The sequence below is a fragment of the Pseudomonas coronafaciens pv. oryzae str. 1_6 genome (genome assembly GCF_000156995.2).
GTDB classification, from domain to species: domain Bacteria; phylum Pseudomonadota; class Gammaproteobacteria; order Pseudomonadales; family Pseudomonadaceae; genus Aquipseudomonas; species Aquipseudomonas tremae.
In genome coordinates, this window is record NZ_CP046035.1 from 1,451,559 (window position 1) to 1,470,212 (window position 18,654).

The following is an 18,654-nucleotide window of genomic DNA, read 5'->3' on the forward strand; positions in this document are numbered from 1 at the left end:
CTGGGGAAATTTCAATGCAGGCCGGCGCTTTATTTTTCACGCGGAGCCGAATGCGCGGCTGTGGAGCCCCTTGATTCGCGCGAGGCAACGCCGCTGCATACAGCGACAAACCGGGCGTTTAAGGGCAGAAAACACAAAGGAGAGCCAAGGCTCTCCTCCAATGCGTTTCACGTGCTCTTTTTATTGTTGTAGGGCGGCCTGTTATTGTTGTTGGCGGCCAAGCCCTTTACAGCGTTCTTGCGCGACCCACATTCAGGGTCAAGAGCAAACGTATTTTTTTGAGCGCTGACTTGCTTTAATCATCTGTCTGCACAACACATGATCCCATCGGCTTCGTCGCTACCTGAAGGTAGTTTTATTGTTCTCTGTCCGATTGCGAGGCCTTTCACTGAAAGGTCCCTGTAAAGCTGATCCACTCCAAAAAAATCTGTTAGCTGCGTCTCTGTCCGTGTTGTTCTTGTTGTATCAGAGCCGTTACGTCTTGTTTTTATTGAGGTGCTGCATCATTTATTGTTCTTGTTGTGCAAGAGATATAGCAGGAGCCGTGCCAGTTTTGAAAACTCTTTAAAAAACATAGGCTTACTTGGCGTGATAGGCGTCTGACCCGCTAAGCGTCGCAAAATCTGTTTCCGTGTTACCCGTTTCCGCAGGCATTGTCATCCTGCGGTAACACATCCTGTTTCCTTTACCGCGTGGGCCAGAACGGTGCGCGGCCAGCCCCGTGCCTTCAGACGCCAACTCTCTTTTTTCATGTAGCGCCTGACACTTGTGGTCATGAGTATGGGTAAAGCCACGACCGGATCCTGGCGTTTTCTGGCCGGCGTGTCGCGGATGACTCGCTGTTGTCGTTTCCCGTTGCCCCGGTGTCGCAGCCAGAGCATGTCTGCTCGTCCGTCAGGTCGATGATCAATGTGGCGTTGCAGTGCGTGTTACCACGCACATCGGCGATCAAAGCGTGCAGGGCGCGGCGTGCCCCAGAAACGGGCGTGGGCGCGGTCTTGAGAACAACGTTAACCATGCCCGACAACCGTCGGTGCAGACTTCCGGGGAAGTGACGATGATGATGCGAAAAATACTGGGGGCGGGCGCCGCTCTGGTACTTGCTGTCAGCTCCACACTGGCGACTGCTGAAACCAAGACCCTGACCATCGGTTATGTAGAAGGCTGGTCCGACAGCGTTGCCACCACCTACGTGGCTTCTGAAGTGATCAAACAAAAGCTGGGGTATGAAGTCAAATTGCAATCCGTGGCGGCGGGGATCATGTGGCAGGCGGTGGCCACTGACAAGCTGGACGTCATGTTGTCCGCCTGGCTGCCAGGCACCCACGGCGAGTATTACGCCAAGTACAAGGATCAGGTCGTCAACTACGGCCCTAACTTCAAGGATGCCAAGATCGGCCTGATCGTGCCGGAGTACGTGAAAGCCAAGAGCATCGAAGACCTCAAGACCGACGCTTCCTTCAACAAGAAGATCACCGGTATCGATGCCGGCTCGGGTGTCATGCTCAAGACCGATCAAGCCATCAAGGATTACGCGCTGGATGGCTACAAGCTGCAGGCCAGCTCGGGTGCAGGCATGATCGCCGAACTGACCCGTGCCGAGAAGGCACAAAAAGCCATCGTTGTGACCGGTTGGGTGCCACACTGGATGTTCGCCAAATGGAAGCTGCGCTTCCTGGACGACCCGAAGGGCGTCTATGGCGCTGCTGAGACGGTAGACAGCGTCGGCAGCCTGGGCCTGGAGAAGAAGGCACCGGACGTCGTTGCGTTTCTGAAAAAATTCCAGTGGGCATCCAAAGACGAAATCGGTGAAGTCATGCTGGCGATTCAGGAAGGTGCAAAACCTGAAGCTGCTGCCAAGGACTGGTTGGCCAAGCACCCTGATCGTGTTGCTGCCTGGACCGCAAAGTAACCAACAAGCTCTCTGCAACAACCCTCTCGAGGCTGTCTGGCGTTATCGCCAGATGGCCTTTTGCATTTCCTGCGCCCGCCAATTTATGCGCGGCTGACTGACGGTGCGATAAAGCAGTGGACAGGGGCCCGATGACGACTAATGTCGTTCTAATACTAAGGTCGTCTGGAGTGCGCGCCGGACCCGACTAAAGTGCATGACGTGACATCTCATCTGTGCTGCGAGGACAAAAACAATGAACGACAGCATTTACCTCTCGATTCAAAACAGCCCCCGTTTCAAGGAGCTGGTATCCAAAAGAGAGCGTTTCGCCTGGATTCTCTCGGCGATCATGCTTGGCCTGTATGCGGCCTTTATTCTTTTGATTGCTTACGGACCCCATATTCTGGGCGCCAAACTAAGCCCCACGTCAACCATCACCTGGGGCATGCCGATAGGCGTAGGGCTGATTCTTTCCGCGTTCGTGCTGACCGCCATCTATGTTCGTCGCGCAAACGGCGAGTTCGATGACTTGAACAATGCGATCCTCAAGGAGGCTCAGCAATGATCCGGCGCCTATCCGCAGCACTTGGCCTGGCCGCATTCGCTCCGACCCTCTGGGCGGCAGACGCTTTGACTGGCGCAGTACAGAAACAACCCCTGAATGTCTCCGCGATCGTCATGTTCGTCGTGTTCGTCGCGTTCACGCTGTGCATCACCTACTGGGCCTCGAAAAAGAACAAGACTGCGTCGGACTACTACTCGGCTGGCGGCAAGATCACCGGTTTCCAGAATGGTCTGGCGATTGCCGGTGACTACATGTCCGCAGCGTCCTTTCTGGGGATTTCCGCGCTGGTGTACACCTCCGGTTATGACGGTCTGATCTACTCGATCGGCTTTCTGGTCGGCTGGCCTATCATTCTGTTCCTGATCGCCGAACGCCTGCGCAACCTGGGCAAATACACTTTTGCCGACGTGGCGTCCTACCGGCTCAAGCAAAAAGAGATTCGCACTCTGTCTGCCTGCGGTTCGCTGGTGGTGGTGGCGTTTTACCTGATTGCGCAGATGGTCGGTGCCGGCAAACTCATTCAATTGCTGTTCGGTCTGGACTACACCGTTGCTGTGGTGCTGGTCGGCATCCTGATGTGCCTTTATGTGCTGTTTGGCGGCATGCTTGCCACCACCTGGGTGCAGATCATCAAGGCGGTGATGCTGCTCTCCGGTGCGTCGTTCATGGCACTGATGGTCATGAAACACGTCAACTTTGACTTCAACACGCTGTTTTCCGAGGCCATCAAGGTTCACCCCAAAGGTGAAGCGATCATGAGCCCTGGCGGTCTTGTGAAAGACCCGATCTCGGCGTTCTCGCTGGGTCTGGCGTTGATGTTCGGTACGGCTGGTCTGCCCACATTCTGATGCGCTTCTTCACCGTGAGCGACGCCAAGGAAGCCCGCAAGTCCGTGCTGTATGCCACAGGCTTCATCGGCTACTTCTACATCCTCACCTTCATCATCGGTTTTGGCGCGATCCTGCTGGTTAGCACCAACCCGGCGTTCAAGGATGCAGCGGGTGCTTTGCTGGGGGGTAACAACATGGCGGCGGTTCACCTCGCCGATGCAGTCGGCGGCAGCCTGTTCCTGGGCTTCATCTCGGCAGTCGCGTTCGCCACCATTCTGGCAGTGGTTGCCGGCTTGACCCTGGCCGGTGCTTCTGCTGTGTCTCACGACCTGTATGCCAGCGTGATCAAGGCTGGCAAGGCCAACGAGAAGGACGAAATCCGTGTCTCGAAGATGACTACCATCGCGCTGGCAGTCGTAGCAATACTTCTGGGCATCGCTTTCGAAAGCCAGAACATCGCGTTCATGGTGGGCCTGGCGTTCTCCATCGCGGCCAGCTGTAACTTCCCTGTACTGCTGCTTTCCATGTACTGGAAAAACCTGACCACGCGTGGCGCCATGATCGGCGGCTGGATGGGCTTGATCAGCGCCGTGGTGCTGATGGTGTTGGGTCCGACCATCTGGGTGCAGATCCTGCATCACGAGAAAGCCATTTTCCCTTACGAATACCCGGCGCTGTTCTCCATCGCCATCGCATTCGTGGGTATCTGGTTCTTCTCCATCACCGACAAGTCGAAAGCAGCAGAGGGCGAGCGCGCGTTGTTCTACCCGCAATTCGTCCGCTCGCAGACTGGGCTGGGTGCCAGTGGTGCGGTTTCGCACTAAGTTGCATGTGTCCGAAAGAAGCAGCCTTACGGCTGCTTTTTTCCTGGACAATAAAAAACCCCGCGTATGAACGCGGGGTTTCTTTTTTACTGCCTGTGGCAGGTGCTGCCGTTATATCTTGCCGAGCAACACCAGAATCAGCAGGATCACCAGGATAGTACCGATGATGCCCGACGGACCGTAGCCCCAGCTGCGCGAGTGAGGGAATACTGGCAGACCGCCGACCAGCAGCAGAATCAGAACGATGATAAGAATAGTGCCGATGCCCATGGGATGAGTTCCTTCTTTGAAATCCAGGTAAATAAAATGCCATTCAGCTTTCCATACCACAGGGTATGAAGTAGATCAGCTTGACGTATCCGACTGCGCTCTTTCGGGAAAGGTTCGGGGTATTTTAAATAAAACCTTACACATTTTAAAAATCATCAAAATCATAGGCTTAGTGTGATTTTGTCCGACAATATATTCGGGTTATTTGCCATTTTTCAGACTAAACGGTCTTAAAAAGAGTTGAACTAAAAAACCGATTGGGTATCCGGGCTACTTCGTGCCCCGATGAAGCGAATACCCGCTGGAGGCAGTGCAGATGGTGTATCGAATGGGCGCAGATGCAGTGGTTGTATTCCACCTGGCTTTTATTCTGTTCGTGTTGTTCGGCGGTCTGCTAGTGCTGAGAAGACCCTGGTTGGCGGTGCTGCATATCCCGGCCATTGCGTGGGGGGCTGCAGTCGAATTCCTGCATCTCTATTGCCCATTGACGCCGTTGGAAAACGCGCTGCGCAGCCGTGCCGGAGAGCAGGGTTATGACGGCGGTTTCGTCGAGCATTACCTGATCCCCCTGATCTACCCCGCAGGGCTTACGCCGGATATACAGCTTTGGCTCGGCGGTATCGTCGTGCTGGTCAATGTGTCCGTTTATAGTGCTTTGCTTGTGCGCTGCCTGAGCCGGCTCAAGCGCCCTTGAGGCCGCAGGTTTGCTCCAGTCATTCAGCGCCTTGATGGTGGAGTTACATTGCTTCGGCTGTGTTTACACTCAGGCGACTCCTGCACCTCACAAGGCATTCGGCTATGCATAACCGCATCATGATTACTGGCGCCGGCTCAGGGCTGGGCCGTGAAATGGCACTGCGCTGGGCACGCGAAGGCTGGCGGCTGGCGTTGTCCGATATCAATGATGCCGGTCTGCAGGAGACCCTCAAGAGCGTACGCGAGGCGGGCGGTGACGGCTTCGCCCAGCGCTGCGATGTTCGTGATTACAGCCAGCTCACCGCATTCGCCCAGGCGTGCGAAGAGCGCTTTGGCGGTATCGACGTAATCGTCAACAACGCGGGCGTGGCATCCGGTGGTTTCTTCAACGAGTTGTCACTGGAAGACTGGGACTGGCAGATCGCGATCAATCTTATGGGGGTGGTCAAGGGTTGCAAGGCATTCCTGCCGATGCTGCAGGCGAGCAAGGGCAAGATCATCAACATCGCCTCGATGGCGGCGCTGATGCAGGCACCGGCCATGAGCAACTACAACGTTGCCAAGGCGGGCGTTGTAGCGCTTTCCGAAAGCCTGCTGGTCGAGTTGCGTGATCAGGGTGTCAGTGTGCATGTCGTCTGTCCGTCGTTCTTTCAGACCAACCTGCTGGACTCCTTCCGTGGGCCTACCCCGGCGATGAAAGAGCAGATCGGCAGGCTACTGGAAAAATCACCCATTACCGCTGCCGATATTGCCGAGTGCATCTTCAAACAGGTTGCCCAGGGCGAATTCATGATCCTGCCCCACGAAGAAGGTCAGATGGCCTGGGAACTGAAGCGCAAACAGCCACAGGCGATGTACGAAGAAATGACCATCATGTGCGCGAAGATGCGCGCCAAGGCCCAGAAGGGCAAGTCCTGACTAAGATCATTCCCTACACTCAAGCGCTCAGCGTTGTGTGCAACTCATGAAACTCTCAGGAGAAAGGGCTTTTGTGAGAGCGGACTCGTCCGCGAAGGCGGCGGTTCAAACAATACATTCTCGGAAATTCCACCGGCCCTTTCGTGGACAAGCCCACGCCCACGAGAATCAAAACGCACAGCGTTGTGTGCAACTCCTGAACGTGTTGTTTTCTGCTAGGGTTGCACGCGTCTATCAGCCCTGTTCCGAGAACCTCTCATGCTCAACTATCTGTGGTTCTTCCTCGCCGCCTTGTTCGAGATATTCGGCTGCTACGCCTGCTGGCTGTGGCTGCGGCAGGGCAAGAGTGCCTTGTGGGTCATCCCTGCGTTGATCAGCCTGACGGTGTTTGCGCTGCTGCTGACACGAGTGGAAGCTGCATACGCCGGACGTGCCTATGCGGCGTATGGCGGGATCTATATCGTGGCGTCGATTGCCTGGCTGGGGCTGGTCGAGCGAATCAGGCCGCTCGGCACTGACTGGCTCGGGCTGGCGTTTTGTGTTGTGGGTGCAACGATCATTTTATTGGGGCCGCGATGGTCCGCGTCCTGAAAAACTGCCGCTGCCAAGGACTTTTCCTACAGATTCGGCATGAAAGTAAGACATTTCCTTCAGTAGATTCCGGCGACATTGCAGGACGTTACTGATTTGCCATCATCGCATTGAAGCACGCCTGCGTGCCGTGCAACCTGCCTCTTTTGTGCATGAGAGGGCAGGACGATGCTGGTATTGACGCGGGAAATCGGCGAGAAGTTTTCAATTGGTGATGACATCACGGTGCAGATTCTGGGGATCAACGGCAATCAGGTCAGGCTGGGGATAAGTGCACCCAAGGACATCAAGGTTCATCGCGCAGAAGTTTACAAGCGAATCGCCAACAAGCTTTCCCAGCAAGGCTTGCAGCCACAACAATAGCCGCCGTCCGGGGGGTTATTCAAAAAACTCCTTGGGCACATCGTGCTTGAGCATCAACTGACATTGCTGGCTCTCGAGATCGAAAAAGATCACCGCTTGACCTTTGGTGAGCGCATGTCGCACGCGCAGCACGCGGGTTTGCAGGGGTGTCTCGTCGCCGTTGTCAGTGCCCTCGCGGGTGACAAAGTCCTCGATCAGGCGGGTGAGGGTGTCAGGTTCCAGTTGATCGTAGGGGATGAGCATGGCGTTTCTCTTGTCGATGAGCGGCGATGATAGAACTGCGGTGCCAGGCACCGCAATTCAATTAAGCAGACCTCAAATCTCTTCGCGGTTCTGTCCGATCAGGCTGTCGACAGGTGGCACGCGGGTATCGGATTCCATCTGCGCGTCATGTTCGATCTGATGGCTGAACCGCTCCAGCGAGGACTGGGCCGGTTTGGCATCGCTGGCAAATACCGGCGGGCTGAGAATGTACGCGCCAAGCAGCTTGCTGAGCGCCGCCAGACTGTCGATGTGGGTGCGCTCGTAGCCGTGCGTCGCGTCGCAGCCGAAGGCCAGCAAAGCGGTGCGAATGTCATGGCCTGAAGTGACTGCCGAATGTGCGTCGCTGTAGTAATAACGGAACAGGTCGCGACGGACCGGCAGCTCGTTTTCCACGCCCAGACGCAACAGATGGCGGGACAAGTGATAGTCGTAAGGACCGCCCGAGTCCTGCATGGCCACGCTGACCGCGTGCTCGCTGGAGTGCTGGCCCGGCGCAACCGGAGCGATGTCGATACCGACAAATTCGCTCACGTCCCAAGGCAGTACGCCCGCCGCACCTGTGCCGGTCTCTTCGGTGATGGTGAACAGCGGGTGGCAGTCGATCAACGGCTCGGCGCCACTTTCGACGATCGATTTGAGCGCCGCCAGCAACGCCGCGACGCCAGCCTTGTCGTCCAGATGGCGCGCACTGATGTGGCCGCTTTCGGTGAACTCTGGCAGTGGATCAAAGGCCACGAAGTCGCCGATGCCGATACCCAGCGATTCACAGTCGGCGCGCGTGGTGCAATAAGCATCCAGACGCAATTCGACATGGTCCCAGCTGATCGGCATTTCATCCACGGCGGTATTGAATGCATGACCGGAAGCCATCAGCGGCAGAACGCTGCCACGGATGACGCCCGTGTCGGTGAACACGCTGACACGACTGCCTTCGGCAAAGCGGCTCGACCAGCAGCCGACTGCGGCCAGTGCCAGACGACCATTTTCCTTGACCTCGCGAACGCTGGCGCCAATGGTGTCCAGGTGCGCCGATACTGCGCGGTCGGGGCTGTTCTGTTTGCCCTTCAGCGTCGCGCGAATCGTGCCGCGCCGGGTCAGCTCGAACGGGATGCCGAGTTCTTCCAGACGCTCGGCCACGTAACGCACGATGGTGTCGGTAAAGCCCGTAGGGCTAGGAATCGCGAGCATTTCCAACAGAACTTTCTGCAGGTACTTCAGATCCGGATCGGGAATGGTTGCAGTGGTCATGAATGCTCCTTATGGAGCAGTTGCAAGTCACAGGCTGCGAGGGTTGAAACCCTGTATTGCAGCCTGTTGCTCGCAGCTGCGATCAGATATGCACAGGCAAACTGTGCGGAAACAGCAGATCGACGAAGCGTTCGGCAGTGGGTTGCGGTTCATGGTTAGCCAGCCCGACGCGCTCATTGGCTTCAATGAACACGTACTCGGGCTGATCGGCGGCAGGCACCATCAGGTCCAGGCCGACTACCGGAATGTCCAGCGCCCGCGCTGCACGCACAGCGGCGTCGCTGAGCACCGGGTGCAGAATGGCCGTGACGTCTTCGAGGCAGCCGCCGGTGTGCAGGTTGGCAGCGCGGCGTACGGCAAGGCGTTGGTCCATCGGCAAGATATCGGCATAGTCGTAACCGGCTTCGCGCACCGTGCGCTCGGTTTCCTGGTCCATAGGAATACGGCTCTCGCCATCGGTTGCAGCGGCACGGCGGCGACTTTGTGCTTCGATCAGTTGCTTGATGGTGTGACGACCATCACCGATGATCTCTGCCGGGCGACGTATCGCCGCGGCCACCACCTGAAAACCGATCACAACGATGCGCAGGTCCAGGCCTTCGTGGAAGCTTTCCAGAATCACCCGGCTGTCAAACTGGCGCGCCTGCTTGATGGCGCTCTGCACGTCTTCGATCGTGCGCAGGTCAACCGCAACACCCTGGCCTTGCTCGCCATCCAGCGGTTTGACCACCACTTGCCTGTGCTGGTCAAGAAACGCATGGTTGTCTGCCTCGTCGCCCGCGCGTTGTTGCGCCGGCAAGCGCAGCCCGGCGGCCTTCAATGCCCGGTGTGTCAGGCTCTTGTCCTGGCAAAGGGTCATGCTGACAGCGCTGGTCAGATCGCTCAGCGACTCCCGGCAACGAATTCGCCGACCGCCGTAGCAGAGCGTGAACAGACCGGCATCCGCATCGTCCACCTGCACATCAATGCCGCGGCGATGGGCTTCCTCGACGATGATTCGCGCATACGGATTGAATTCCGCCTGCGGGCCCGGGCCGAGGAACAGCGATTCATTGATGCCGTTCTTGCGCTTGATGGCGAAGGTCGGCAGGTTGCGAAAATTCAGCTTGGCGTACAGCGCCTTGGCCTGCTCGTTGTCGTGCAACACCGACAGATCGAGATAGCTCAGGCCGCGACTCATGAAATGCTCGATCAAGTGACGAACCAGCACTTCGCCGACGCCTGGGCGTGTGCATTGCGGGTCAACGGCCAGGCACCACAGGCTGCTGCCTTTTTCCGGGTCGTTGAACGCTTTTTGATGGTTGAGGCCCATGACGCTGCCGATGATCGTATTGCTGCCTTCGTCCTCAGCCACCCAGTACACCGGGCCGCCTTGGTGACGCGGGGTCAGCAGGGCAGGGTCGATAGGCAACATGCCGCGCGCCAGATACAGATTGTTGATGGCCTGCCAGTCCGCTTCGTTGTGCGCCCGACGAATTCGATAACCACGGAACACCCGCTGCGCCGGACGATAGTCGCTGAACCACAGGCGCAACGTGTCCGAGGGGTCGAGAAACAGCTGCTGCGGCGCTTGCGCCAGTACCTGCTGTGGCGCGGCCACGTACAAGGCAATGTCGCGTTCGCCAGCTTTCTCGTTGAGCAGGTCCTGCGCCAGCGCTGCCGGATCAGGGTAAGTGTGACCGATCAGCAAGCGCCCCCAGCCACAATGCAGCGCCAGAGGCTCTGCATCGATCTGGCTGCCATCTTCGGCGAGGCGCGCTTGCAGACGTTCATACGAGGGCGACTGTCCGCGCAACAGGCGTTGGCTATAAGTCGTCGCGTTCTGTTTCATTAATCACAGTCCTTGTTCGCTGAGCCACAGGTTCAGCGCAGCCAGCTGCCACAACTTGGAGCCGCGTAGCGGCGTCAGCTGGCCTTCCGGGTTGCTCAGCAGTTTGTCGACCATGGCCGGGTTGAACAGGCCGCGGTCCTGACTCGGATCGGTTAACAGCTGACGCACCCAATCAAGGGTATCACCTTGCAAATGCTTGAGGCCGGGCACCGGGAAGTACCCCTTCTTGCGGTCGATCACTTCCGAGGGAATAACCATGCGTGCCGCTTCTTTCAGCACTTGTTTGCCACCGTCCGGCAGCTTGAACTTGCCGGGGATGCGCGCAGAAAGCTCAACCAGGCGATAGTCGAGAAACGGCGTACGCGCTTCCAGGCCCCAGGCCATGGTCATGTTGTCGACACGTTTGACCGGGTCGTCGACCAGCATCACTGTGCTGTCCAGGCGCAAGGCCTTGTCGACCGCTGCGCTGGCTCCCGCCTGTGCGAAATGATCGCGAACGAAATCCCCGGCAGCGTCGTTAGCCGTGCGCCACTTCGGCTGTACGGTTTCGGCGTATTCGGCGTAGCTGCGGTCAACGAATGCATCGCGATAGGCCGCTACCGGGTCACTTGCACCATCCACTTGCGGGTACCAGTGGTAACCGGCAAACAGTTCGTCGGCGCCCTGGCCGCTCTGTACCACCTTGCAATGCTTGGCCACTTCACGCGACAGCAGGTAGAAAGCGATGCAGTCATGGCTGACCATCGGTTCGCTCATGGCGCGGAACGCCGCAGGCAACTGCTCGATGATCTCGCTTTCCTGAATACGCAACTGGTGATGACGCGTGCCGTAATGCTTGGCGATCAGGTCGGAATACTGAAATTCGTCGCCACGCTCGCCACCGGCATCCTGAAAGCCGATAGAGAAGGTCGACAGGTCCTCGACGCCCACTTCGCGCAGCAGACCGACCAGCATGCTGGAGTCCACACCGCCTGAAAGCAGCACGCCCACATCCACCGCTGCACGCTGACGGATAGCCACCGCTTCGCGCGTGTTGTCCAGCACGCGATCGCGCCAGTCTTCGAGGGTCAGGTTTTTTTCGTCTTCATGTGGGCCGTAAGGCAGGGTCCACCAGACTTTCTGCTCGACCTTGCCGCTGGCGTCGATGCGCATCCAGCTGGCTGGCGGAAGTTTTTCGACACCGGCCAGCAACGTGCGCGGTGCAGGCACCACAGCATGGAAGTTGAGGTAATGATTGAGCGCCACCGGATCAAGCATCCCGCTGATGTCGCCGCCCTTGAGCAGGGCTGGCAGCGAGGACGCGAAGCGCAGGCGCTTGTCGGTCTTGGACAGGTACAACGGCTTGACGCCGAGGCGGTCACGGGCGATGAACAGCTGCTTGCTGTCGCGCTCCCAGATGGCAAAGGCAAACATGCCATTGAGCTTGGGCAGCATGTCTGCGCCCCACGCGTGATAACCCTTGAGCAGTACTTCGGTGTCGCCACCGGAATGAAACTGATAGCCAAGGTTTTCCAGCTCGGCGCGCAATTCCGGGAAGTTATAAATAGCGCCATTGAAAGCCATCGACAGGCCAAGGTTGCCGTCGATCATCGGCTGCGCCGAGCCGTCCGACAGGTCCATGATCTTCAGTCGGCGATGACCAAGGGCAACTGGCCCCTGGCTGTGAAACCCCCACGCATCCGGGCCGCGAGGCGCCAGCTCATGGGTAATTCGTTCAACCGCGGCGAGGTCCGCTGGTTGATGGTCAAAACGTAGCTCACCTGCTAATCCGCACATAAGTCCTTACCGGGTTTCCGTTGGGGAGGTGACTGAGGAAGTGCAGTCACCCAGAAACTGACCTAGCAAGGGCGGGGTAGTTTTAGATCAAAAAGTTATAAGCCTTTGAGATTGGTCCCTTGCTGTAGCCCGGCGTGTGCGACTGGACCTATCAGAATTGCCAGTGATGGGTCGATGGCCGGGCAGCGCATGATTCAGCCAACGACACCCACAGCTACCAAGAAGGGGGATGTGCAATGGATGTAAACACTTGGGTTTCGATGAGAGAAATCAACTCTGAGCGGGACTTGGTCGCAGGGGAGAATTTGCAGGTCACTCTTGTCGATACCGCGACGGGGGAGCCGGTAGAAACCGTGCGGTTCTCCCCGACGCCTGCGGTAGGGCAGTACAACTGGACGAAAGCTTTCGCAGATTACATCAATGCCACGGCTACGCACCTGCGTGCAGGCGTCCAGCAGACCGACGGGACATTCGAGACCGAGCACAGCAGTTATTTGAATAAAATATGGACAGACTCAGCGAGTGCCCGAGTTGCGCTTACCAGTGCGTGCCGTTTCAGTCAGTGGTCGGATCTTTATACCGTCAATTCGGTAGGCGCGTTGCCTGAAGGCACAACGATCACCTGCCGTCTTCTCAACAAGTCGACAGGCGATGTCTACCAGACCGTCCAATGCCATATCCCGATTGAGCGTTTGGGAAAATATTGGTGGCCTGCCTATTTGAGCGAGACGATAAACAGCAGAGGAGAGTTATTACGTGCCGGAGAAAAGGATAACGCCCAGAAAACGTTCGTTCCAATTGGCAGCAGTTTTCGTAACCACCTTTGGGCTCCGGCCGGATTACCGCTGACGCTTGAATTCGATTTCGGCTTCTCGCCAGCCGCATTGGCAAGTGCCGCGCAGGTATTCAAGCGTCTTAGTGATCAGATACCGAAGTCTATTCCGTCTCAGAAGGACATAGACGCCTGGTTGACTGGTTTTTCTGACGGTAAGTTTCGAGACATCACCTACCCCGCGCCAGGTTCGACAGTCGGGGATATCAGTGGGCTCAATCTGCATCTGGACAGGGCCTTCAGAATCGCCTGCTATCTTTTCAGTCAGGCAGCTGCATCGCCTGCGCATTATCTGTCTCATGCGCTGGCAGCACTGAACTTTTACGCCCGGCAGGGCTACAACATCAGTTGGTGGAATCGACAGATTGGCCTTGCCAAAAAGGCTGGCCGCGCGGCTGTACTGCTCGCCAAGCATTTGACCGGCTCAGAGCTGATTGAGCAGTTCATTCCCTACGCCATGAAGACTACAAACACGTATGCCTACACCCAGACTGGCGCCAATCTGGCTGACTTTGCGTCCGTTCAGATTCTGTGGAGTGTCAGCGCGTGGAAGAACTCCGGGCAGGGCAACTATTTACTGTATCTGCGTGCTGCGGCAGATGTGCTGTCCGGACTGTGCCTGCCAGTCGAACGCGAGGGCAAGGAGCATGGAGAAGGGGTAAGCGTGGATTACGCTATCAATCAACACAATGCCCGTAATGGCAGTCAGTACTGCATGCAGCTCTATTCAGGATCCTATGGAGCTGAGTTGTTGAACAGAATAGTTGAAGGTTCTGCGGTGCTGGTTAACGAGTTTTCACTTACAACGACTGCACTGTCTGAGTTGGTAAATGTTGTGGTGGAGGGCATGGGCTGGATGGGTTACGCCAGCCATATGGATTTTCACGTCAATGGTAGGGCGATCAGTCGCGGTATTGCTTTCAATGCTCACATTGCGAAATGGGCTGAAGCACTGTTGCCCGTAGCTGATACTGCCAACAAAGAAGCACTTGATGAACTGATTCGACGCACGGGTGGCGATGAATCGAAAAATCAGCACTACAGAGGTGGACGTCTTTTTTGGGTCAATGACTATCTGGCCCATATAGGCTCGCAATACTGTGTGTGGGCCAAGGCGATTTCCACTCGTACAGTGGGTGGAGAAAGTGGCAATGGCGAGAATCCGAAAGGTTATTACATGGGCGCTGGCACTTATTTTCTGAGTCATCACGGCAAGGAGTATGAGGGAATCCAGCCTGTCTGGGACTGGCAACGTCTGCCGGGGACGACGGTCGAGCAAGTTGCGGATTTCAAATGGCCCAATACTGATTGGGGGGTAAACATGTGGGGATCTCACGACTTTGCAGGAGGCGTGAGTGATGGAAAGAGAACCGTTCTGTCCATGGAGTTGTCCAGAAAAAACGTGACTCATGCCTATAAGACAGTCATGGCGACCGATGATCGTGTGACCTGCCTGGGGACTGGAATTGATACTCGCTCTGCCGTGTTCCCGGTGGTTACCTGTGTTAATCAGTGCATTGCGCGCGGTCCGGTGAGGTACCTGACGATCGACGATCATGAGCATGCACTTGAACAGGGTTCGCTGACGGCTGACAATATCCGAGCGGTTTATCACGATGGTTTCGTCTATACGCTTGGTTTTTTCTGGTCTCGCCCCAGCGTGACTATCGAGGTGAAAAACCGAAGTGGTGCGTGGTCTGACATTAATATCAACGGCTCCCCCGATACCGTGACACTGCCGGTTTTTTCGCTTTGTATCAATCATGAAAAAGGTGAAAACGGCTTTTACCACTATAGCGTCAGTCCTTCAGAAGATCTCTCGGGCAAGGCGCTCCTGGCAACAGCTAGCGTACTCGAAGCCGGCATTGCCGATGTGCACATTGGGGCCGATGGCGAGGCTGTAATGGTGAGTTGTTTCGATGTGGAGTCAACGCGCAGAGGTGTGCAGGAAGCCAGCCATGGCCTCTATCCGGAACAACCTTGCGTCTATATTGCAGAACTACAGGACACGCAGGTTAAATTGACTTGCGCCGACCCCACGCAAACCTTGGAAAACTTGTCATTTGTCGTCAAGGCAGATGAACAGGGCACGCCATTGGTGCGGCTGGTAGTCAGCCTGCCGCAAGGTGATGAACGAGGGCGCTCTGTGACGGTTAACTTCCTGATTGATTAGTTGGTATCCGCGAGGAGACGTGACGGGAATCAATAGCCCGTCATCTCCAGATACCCGACTCCCACCTGACTACCGCTGAACCTCACCGGCCCTTCCCAGTAGGGAATACTTGTGCCCATCCAGGCCTTGGGGTTCAGCGCTTCGGTGGTAATGCTCAGGTTTTTGCCAGGTATGCTGATCGCCCAGCGAGTGGGTACCTGATGGTCACCGATCGAGGTGGTGTCGAGTGGTTCAAGGCTGATTTCATTGGCGTGCAGCAACGTTGTCGTGCCATCGGCGCTGATCCAGTTGCCGGTCAGGTAGGGCGTGCCATCCTTGTGGCGGATGCGGTAGAGCATCAAGCGGTCGCCATTGGCCAGTTGCAGGGAGAACCAGTCCCAGCCGCTCTGGTTGGCGGTCAATGGCTGACTGCTCCATTCCCGGTCCAGCCAGGCGTTACCGGTGACCTGATAGGTTTTTCCTTCAATTGCCACACTACCTTTGGCGTCGAAGAAAGGCTGGCTGTAATAGTAGGAAGCCTGGCCTGCTTCGGATTTCTGGCTGTAGCCCTTTTCGCCCTGTAACACCAGCGGCTTACTGGAGGTCAGGTGCAGGTCGTAGCGGAAGTCCTTGCCGCTGGCCTTGAGTTGCATCGAGGCGAGCGGGTCTGCGGTTTGAGCATTGCTGGTGAATGCCCAATCGTCGATCCACGCCGAGAAGGGCGCCGACGTCACGTTTGCCTGGCCGACTCCACCCCGTGCGTAACGCTCTGCCACGTAATGGCCGCTGCTCGATGTGGCTGCTGCGTGGCCCAGCCATATCGTGCCTTCATTCCAGCCACTGCCGGTGTGTGTGCCGGGTCGCAGGGCGCTGCGGAACAAGGTCCACTGCACACCGAATTGGCGGCCTGCATCGTCCTTCAAGGTGGCTGTGATGTACCACCATTCGATGCGAAAGCCGGGGTGCTGGCCGTGGTCCTCGGGGAATGAAAAGACCTTGCCTGGCGTGACCTGCGTGTATGCGTCGGCTTCATTGCCAAGCCCGGCGAAGCCGCTTTCGGGTTGCTGTTTGTCATCGCAGGCCGCGAGTAGCACCGCGACCGCCAGTGGCATCATCCACTTAATGTTCATTGGCGAATGTCCGCAGTAAATCCGCAGGTCGGCTGCGGTACAGCTTCAGCAGCGGCCAGGCTGAGGCCAGTAAAGTCGCCAGCATCGCCAGCGCCATGAGTTGCAGCAGTTGCATCGGAAACACCTGCAACGGCAGGCGCCAGCCAAAGGCCCGAACGTTGATGACCGCGTCCAGACACCATGCCAGCATCAGGCCCAACGGCAGCGCGAGCACCAGGGTCAGTACCGCCAGCAGCCAGGTCTGCCCCAGATTGAGCAGCATCAATTGCCGCCGCGTCACGCCCAGAGCCCACAACGGTGCGAGCTGTCCTAGGCGGCTCTGGCTCTGGGTCAGCAGGCTGATGAACAATGCTATTCCGGCCACGCCGAGTGTCAGACTGTTGAGCGCAGCGGTGGCCGCAAACGTGCGCTCAAACACCTGGCTGGACCAGCCTTTGAGCTGGCTCTGATCAATGATGTGGTTGTCGTCCAGCGTGAAGTTGTCCTGCAATCTGCTGATCAGTGGAGGCGTCGCCGCCCGGTCGATCCTCAGGTTGAAGCGAACCGGCGTCAGTTGCGGCCAATGAGTGAGCAGGTGTTTTGAGTTCACCAGCAAGTGGCCTTTGGGATTGCCGTAGTCGGCGTAGATCCCGACGATACGCACAGGCCACTGACCGTTGGGTATCGGGATGTTCAGCGTATCGTCCAGCCGCGCACCGAGACGGCGCGCGAGCTGTTCGCTGAGCATTACGCTGTCCTCGTCACGCAACAGATCCCACGGATCGCCCGCGACGGATTCGAGCAGTTTCCAGTGCTGGCGATAAGTACTGTGATCGATCACGCCAAACAGATCGGCGGGCCAGCCCTGGACCTGTACCGGCACCTGCCAGTTAGGCAGCACTGCGCTGATATCCGTTTGCTGGTTCAGCCAGGTTTGCAAGGGTTTGGCCTGCGCCGGATCTTGTGGGCTGACGTACAACTCGGCAGTCAGGCGTTGCTCCAGCCAGCTGTTGAAGGTCTCCCTAAAGCCCGATGTCATGCTGCCTGCGCCGATATTGGCAGCCATTGCCAGCAACAGCGCCATCAGCGCCAGGCTCAACGCTGGCAATTGCTGACGGCAGTCGGCGAGAAACCATTGTCCCAGCGCCGAGCGACTGCGCCGTAGCAGGCTGCCGAGCATGGCATCCAGCAGCACGGGAAGGCCCAGCGCAGCACTGAGCAACAGCGCGGACATCATCACAAAACCCAGCATCAGCGTGTTGCCGAACAGCAAGGCCGCCAAGGCAACTGCTGCTCCTATTGCCGCCACCCAGGCTTGCCTGCGCAGCCAGCGCGCATGGGCCTGTTGCCAGGCTTGGGCATTGGCGAGCGCCAATAGCGGCAGCCGTGCGGCGCGCAGCAGGCTGTTGGCACCGGCCAGCAACGCGCCAAGCAGGCTCAGGCCTATTCCGCTCAGCCACCACCATAGGCTCAGATTCAATTGACCGGCGACTTCAGCCCCGTACAGGCCTCTCAGGCTGGCCGCGACATCCGGCAGCAGCATACTGGCCAGAAAATAGCCGCTGACCACGCCAAAAATGCCGCCCAGCAAAGCCAATGCGCCCAGCTCAACGCTCAGCGCGGTAATCAGCAAACGAGCGCTGACCCCGCAGGCGCGCAGGTTGCGCAGCAGGCCCCGACGCTGTTCCAGTGCCAGGCCAATGGCGGCATGGACGATGAACAGCCCGACGATGAATGACAGCACACCCAGCGCATTTAGATTCAGGTGAAAGCTTTCGGTCAGACGCTCGAGGTTGTTCTCCTCACCGCTTTTCCTGATCACCAGCAGGTTGCTCAGGGCGGAAGGAAGCGTGGGGCTGCGGGCTGCAAAGTCCTTGGCCAGCAGCATGCGCGACAACTGTCCGGGCTGGCCCAGCAATGCTTGTGCAAAGCCGATATCTGTGAGTAACACGCCCGGCGCCATGTCTGGCTTGGCGCGCAGCGGAGGCAGCGCGGAGCCGTTTTCGGTCAGCGGCTGCTGGCCTTCCTGCAGCCCCAATGCCTGCAGCGTCTGCGGCGCGATCCAGGTCATGCCCGGTGGCGTGAGGAAGTCGACGATTTGGTTCGAATCCAGTGTTTGCCCGGCCAGTGCCGAGCCTTGGGGCAACGTCACCGGCTCGATGCCCATCAGTTGCAGACGACTGTCTTGCGCGTCCTTGAGCACGATGCGCCCTTGCAGCGCGGGCGACACCGGCCAACCTTCACGGCGCAACTGGATGAACAGGTCCTGAGCAAACAGTCCGCCGCCGGTCGCTGTAATGCTGGTCTGCGGTTCGCCGCCGATCAATTGGCTGGCTCGCTGGTAGCTTTCTCGCGCCTGACTGTTAAGCGCCTGTACGCCGGTCAGCAACGCGGTGGCCAGCCAAAGGCCCGTCAGCACGCTGAAAAACTGCACTGGATGCCTTCGCCAATGGCTCAGTAACGCACGCAGGGTCCAGTAGAAAACCCGCAT

General features: G+C 57.7%; 14 protein-coding genes and 1 pseudogene. 8 read left to right on the forward strand and 7 right to left on the reverse strand.

Annotated features, from left to right (window positions below; all coding sequences use genetic code 11):
• Nucleotides 1-1,057: 1,057 nt before the first annotated feature.
• The 3 genes and pseudogenes from POR16_RS06510 (at nt 1,058) to POR16_RS06520 (ending at nt 4,113) form a co-directional block, all read left to right on the forward strand.
• Entirely contained in the window at nt 1,058-1,912 is an 855-nt protein-coding gene (locus POR16_RS06510; RefSeq protein ID WP_005889567.1) for a glycine betaine ABC transporter substrate-binding protein, read from the forward strand.
• Between the two features lie 235 nt (nt 1,913-2,147).
• Complete coding sequence (locus tag POR16_RS06515; RefSeq protein WP_002552552.1) at nt 2,148-2,459, forward strand: DUF485 domain-containing protein; 312 nt, start codon at nt 2,148-2,150, stop codon at nt 2,457-2,459.
• Nucleotides 2,456-4,113 (forward strand): annotated as a pseudogene (locus POR16_RS06520) (cation acetate symporter). Before POR16_RS06515 ends, POR16_RS06520 begins: the two are co-directional and overlap by 4 nt.
• A 111-nt stretch (nt 4,114-4,224) precedes the next feature.
• Here POR16_RS06520 and POR16_RS06525 read toward each other — a convergent pair.
• Nucleotides 4,225-4,383 carry a DUF3309 family protein gene (locus POR16_RS06525; RefSeq protein ID WP_002552554.1) on the reverse strand — a complete coding sequence of 53 codons (159 nt, stop codon included), beginning with the start codon at nt 4,381-4,383 and terminating at the stop codon, nt 4,225-4,227.
• A gap of 316 nt (nt 4,384-4,699) precedes the next feature.
• On the opposite strand from POR16_RS06525, the gene POR16_RS06530 reads away from it, so the two are divergent.
• The 4 genes from POR16_RS06530 to csrA all read left to right on the forward strand — a co-directional run bounded on the left by POR16_RS06530 (nt 4,700) and on the right by csrA (nt 6,951).
• Complete coding sequence (locus tag POR16_RS06530) at nt 4,700-5,077, forward strand: DUF2784 domain-containing protein (RefSeq protein WP_005889569.1); 378 nt, start codon at nt 4,700-4,702, stop codon at nt 5,075-5,077.
• Nucleotides 5,078-5,181: 104 nt separating this feature from the next.
• Nucleotides 5,182-5,997, forward strand: coding sequence for an SDR family oxidoreductase (locus POR16_RS06535; protein WP_005889571.1), 816 nt, complete (start codon nt 5,182-5,184; stop codon nt 5,995-5,997).
• A gap of 258 nt (nt 5,998-6,255) precedes the next feature.
• Nucleotides 6,256-6,588, forward strand: coding sequence for a YnfA family protein (locus POR16_RS06540; RefSeq protein WP_005889573.1), 333 nt, complete (start codon nt 6,256-6,258; stop codon nt 6,586-6,588).
• 168 nt (nt 6,589-6,756) lie between these two features.
• Complete coding sequence (gene csrA, locus POR16_RS06545) at nt 6,757-6,951, forward strand: carbon storage regulator CsrA (protein WP_024669951.1); 195 nt, start codon at nt 6,757-6,759, stop codon at nt 6,949-6,951.
• Between the two features lie 15 nt (nt 6,952-6,966).
• Here csrA and POR16_RS06550 read toward each other — a convergent pair whose 3' ends face one another.
• The 4 genes from POR16_RS06550 to POR16_RS06565 form a co-directional block, all read right to left on the reverse strand.
• Nucleotides 6,967-7,194: a YheU family protein gene (locus POR16_RS06550; RefSeq protein WP_003314533.1), complete on the reverse strand. Its 228-nt coding sequence runs from the start codon at nt 7,192-7,194 to the stop codon at nt 6,967-6,969.
• Nucleotides 7,195-7,266: 72 nt separating this feature from the next.
• Nucleotides 7,267-8,463, reverse strand: a complete 1,197-nt coding sequence (locus POR16_RS06555; protein WP_005889575.1) for an osmoprotectant NAGGN system M42 family peptidase — start codon at nt 8,461-8,463, stop codon at nt 7,267-7,269.
• 82 nt (nt 8,464-8,545) lie between these two features.
• Nucleotides 8,546-10,294, reverse strand: coding sequence for an N-acetylglutaminylglutamine synthetase (ngg, locus tag POR16_RS06560; RefSeq protein WP_122381072.1), 1,749 nt, complete (start codon nt 10,292-10,294; stop codon nt 8,546-8,548).
• Nucleotides 10,295-10,297: 3 nt separating this feature from the next.
• On the reverse strand, nt 10,298-12,070 hold the full coding sequence (locus POR16_RS06565; RefSeq protein WP_005889578.1) for an N-acetylglutaminylglutamine amidotransferase: 1,773 nt from the start codon (nt 12,068-12,070) through the stop codon (nt 10,298-10,300).
• Between the two features lie 236 nt (nt 12,071-12,306).
• Between POR16_RS06565 and POR16_RS06570 the strand changes: the two genes are divergently transcribed.
• Entirely contained in the window at nt 12,307-15,075 is a 2,769-nt protein-coding gene (locus POR16_RS06570; protein ID WP_005889579.1) for a polysaccharide lyase family 8 super-sandwich domain-containing protein, read from the forward strand.
• Between the two features lie 29 nt (nt 15,076-15,104).
• Here POR16_RS06570 and POR16_RS06575 read toward each other — a convergent pair whose 3' ends face one another.
• Nucleotides 15,105-16,184 (reverse strand): lipocalin-like domain-containing protein, encoded by a 1,080-nt coding sequence (locus POR16_RS06575; RefSeq protein WP_042932177.1) that lies wholly within the window; start codon nt 16,182-16,184, stop codon nt 15,105-15,107.
• Nucleotides 16,174-18,654, reverse strand: coding sequence for an ABC transporter permease (locus POR16_RS06580; RefSeq protein ID WP_042932178.1), 2,481 nt, complete (start codon nt 18,652-18,654; stop codon nt 16,174-16,176). The genes POR16_RS06575 and POR16_RS06580 overlap by 11 nt, the downstream gene beginning before the upstream one ends.

Excerpts from the sequence above, each read along its gene's own strand:
- POR16_RS06510 (WP_005889567.1), top strand. The coding sequence starts at position 1,058 with ATGATGATGCGAAAAATACTGGGGGCGGGCGCCGCTCTGGTACTTGCT.
- POR16_RS06515 (WP_002552552.1), top strand. The coding sequence starts at position 2,148 with ATGAACGACAGCATTTACCTCTCGATTCAAAACAGCCCCCGTTTCAAG.
- POR16_RS06525 (WP_002552554.1), bottom strand. The coding sequence starts at position 4,383 with ATGGGCATCGGCACTATTCTTATCATCGTTCTGATTCTGCTGCTGGTC.
- POR16_RS06530 (WP_005889569.1), top strand. The coding sequence starts at position 4,700 with ATGGTGTATCGAATGGGCGCAGATGCAGTGGTTGTATTCCACCTGGCT.
- POR16_RS06535 (WP_005889571.1), top strand. The coding sequence starts at position 5,182 with ATGCATAACCGCATCATGATTACTGGCGCCGGCTCAGGGCTGGGCCGT.
- POR16_RS06540 (WP_005889573.1), top strand. The coding sequence starts at position 6,256 with ATGCTCAACTATCTGTGGTTCTTCCTCGCCGCCTTGTTCGAGATATTC.
- csrA (WP_024669951.1), top strand. The coding sequence starts at position 6,757 with ATGCTGGTATTGACGCGGGAAATCGGCGAGAAGTTTTCAATTGGTGAT.
- POR16_RS06550 (WP_003314533.1), bottom strand. The coding sequence starts at position 7,194 with ATGCTCATCCCCTACGATCAACTGGAACCTGACACCCTCACCCGCCTG.
- POR16_RS06555 (WP_005889575.1), bottom strand. The coding sequence starts at position 8,463 with ATGACCACTGCAACCATTCCCGATCCGGATCTGAAGTACCTGCAGAAA.
- ngg (WP_122381072.1), bottom strand. The coding sequence starts at position 10,294 with ATGAAACAGAACGCGACGACTTATAGCCAACGCCTGTTGCGCGGACAG.
- POR16_RS06565 (WP_005889578.1), bottom strand. The coding sequence starts at position 12,070 with ATGTGCGGATTAGCAGGTGAGCTACGTTTTGACCATCAACCAGCGGAC.
- POR16_RS06570 (WP_005889579.1), top strand. The coding sequence starts at position 12,307 with ATGGATGTAAACACTTGGGTTTCGATGAGAGAAATCAACTCTGAGCGG.
- POR16_RS06575 (WP_042932177.1), bottom strand. The coding sequence starts at position 16,184 with ATGAACATTAAGTGGATGATGCCACTGGCGGTCGCGGTGCTACTCGCG.
- POR16_RS06580 (WP_042932178.1), bottom strand. The coding sequence starts at position 18,654 with ATGCGGGTTTTCTACTGGACCCTGCGTGCGTTACTGAGCCATTGGCGA.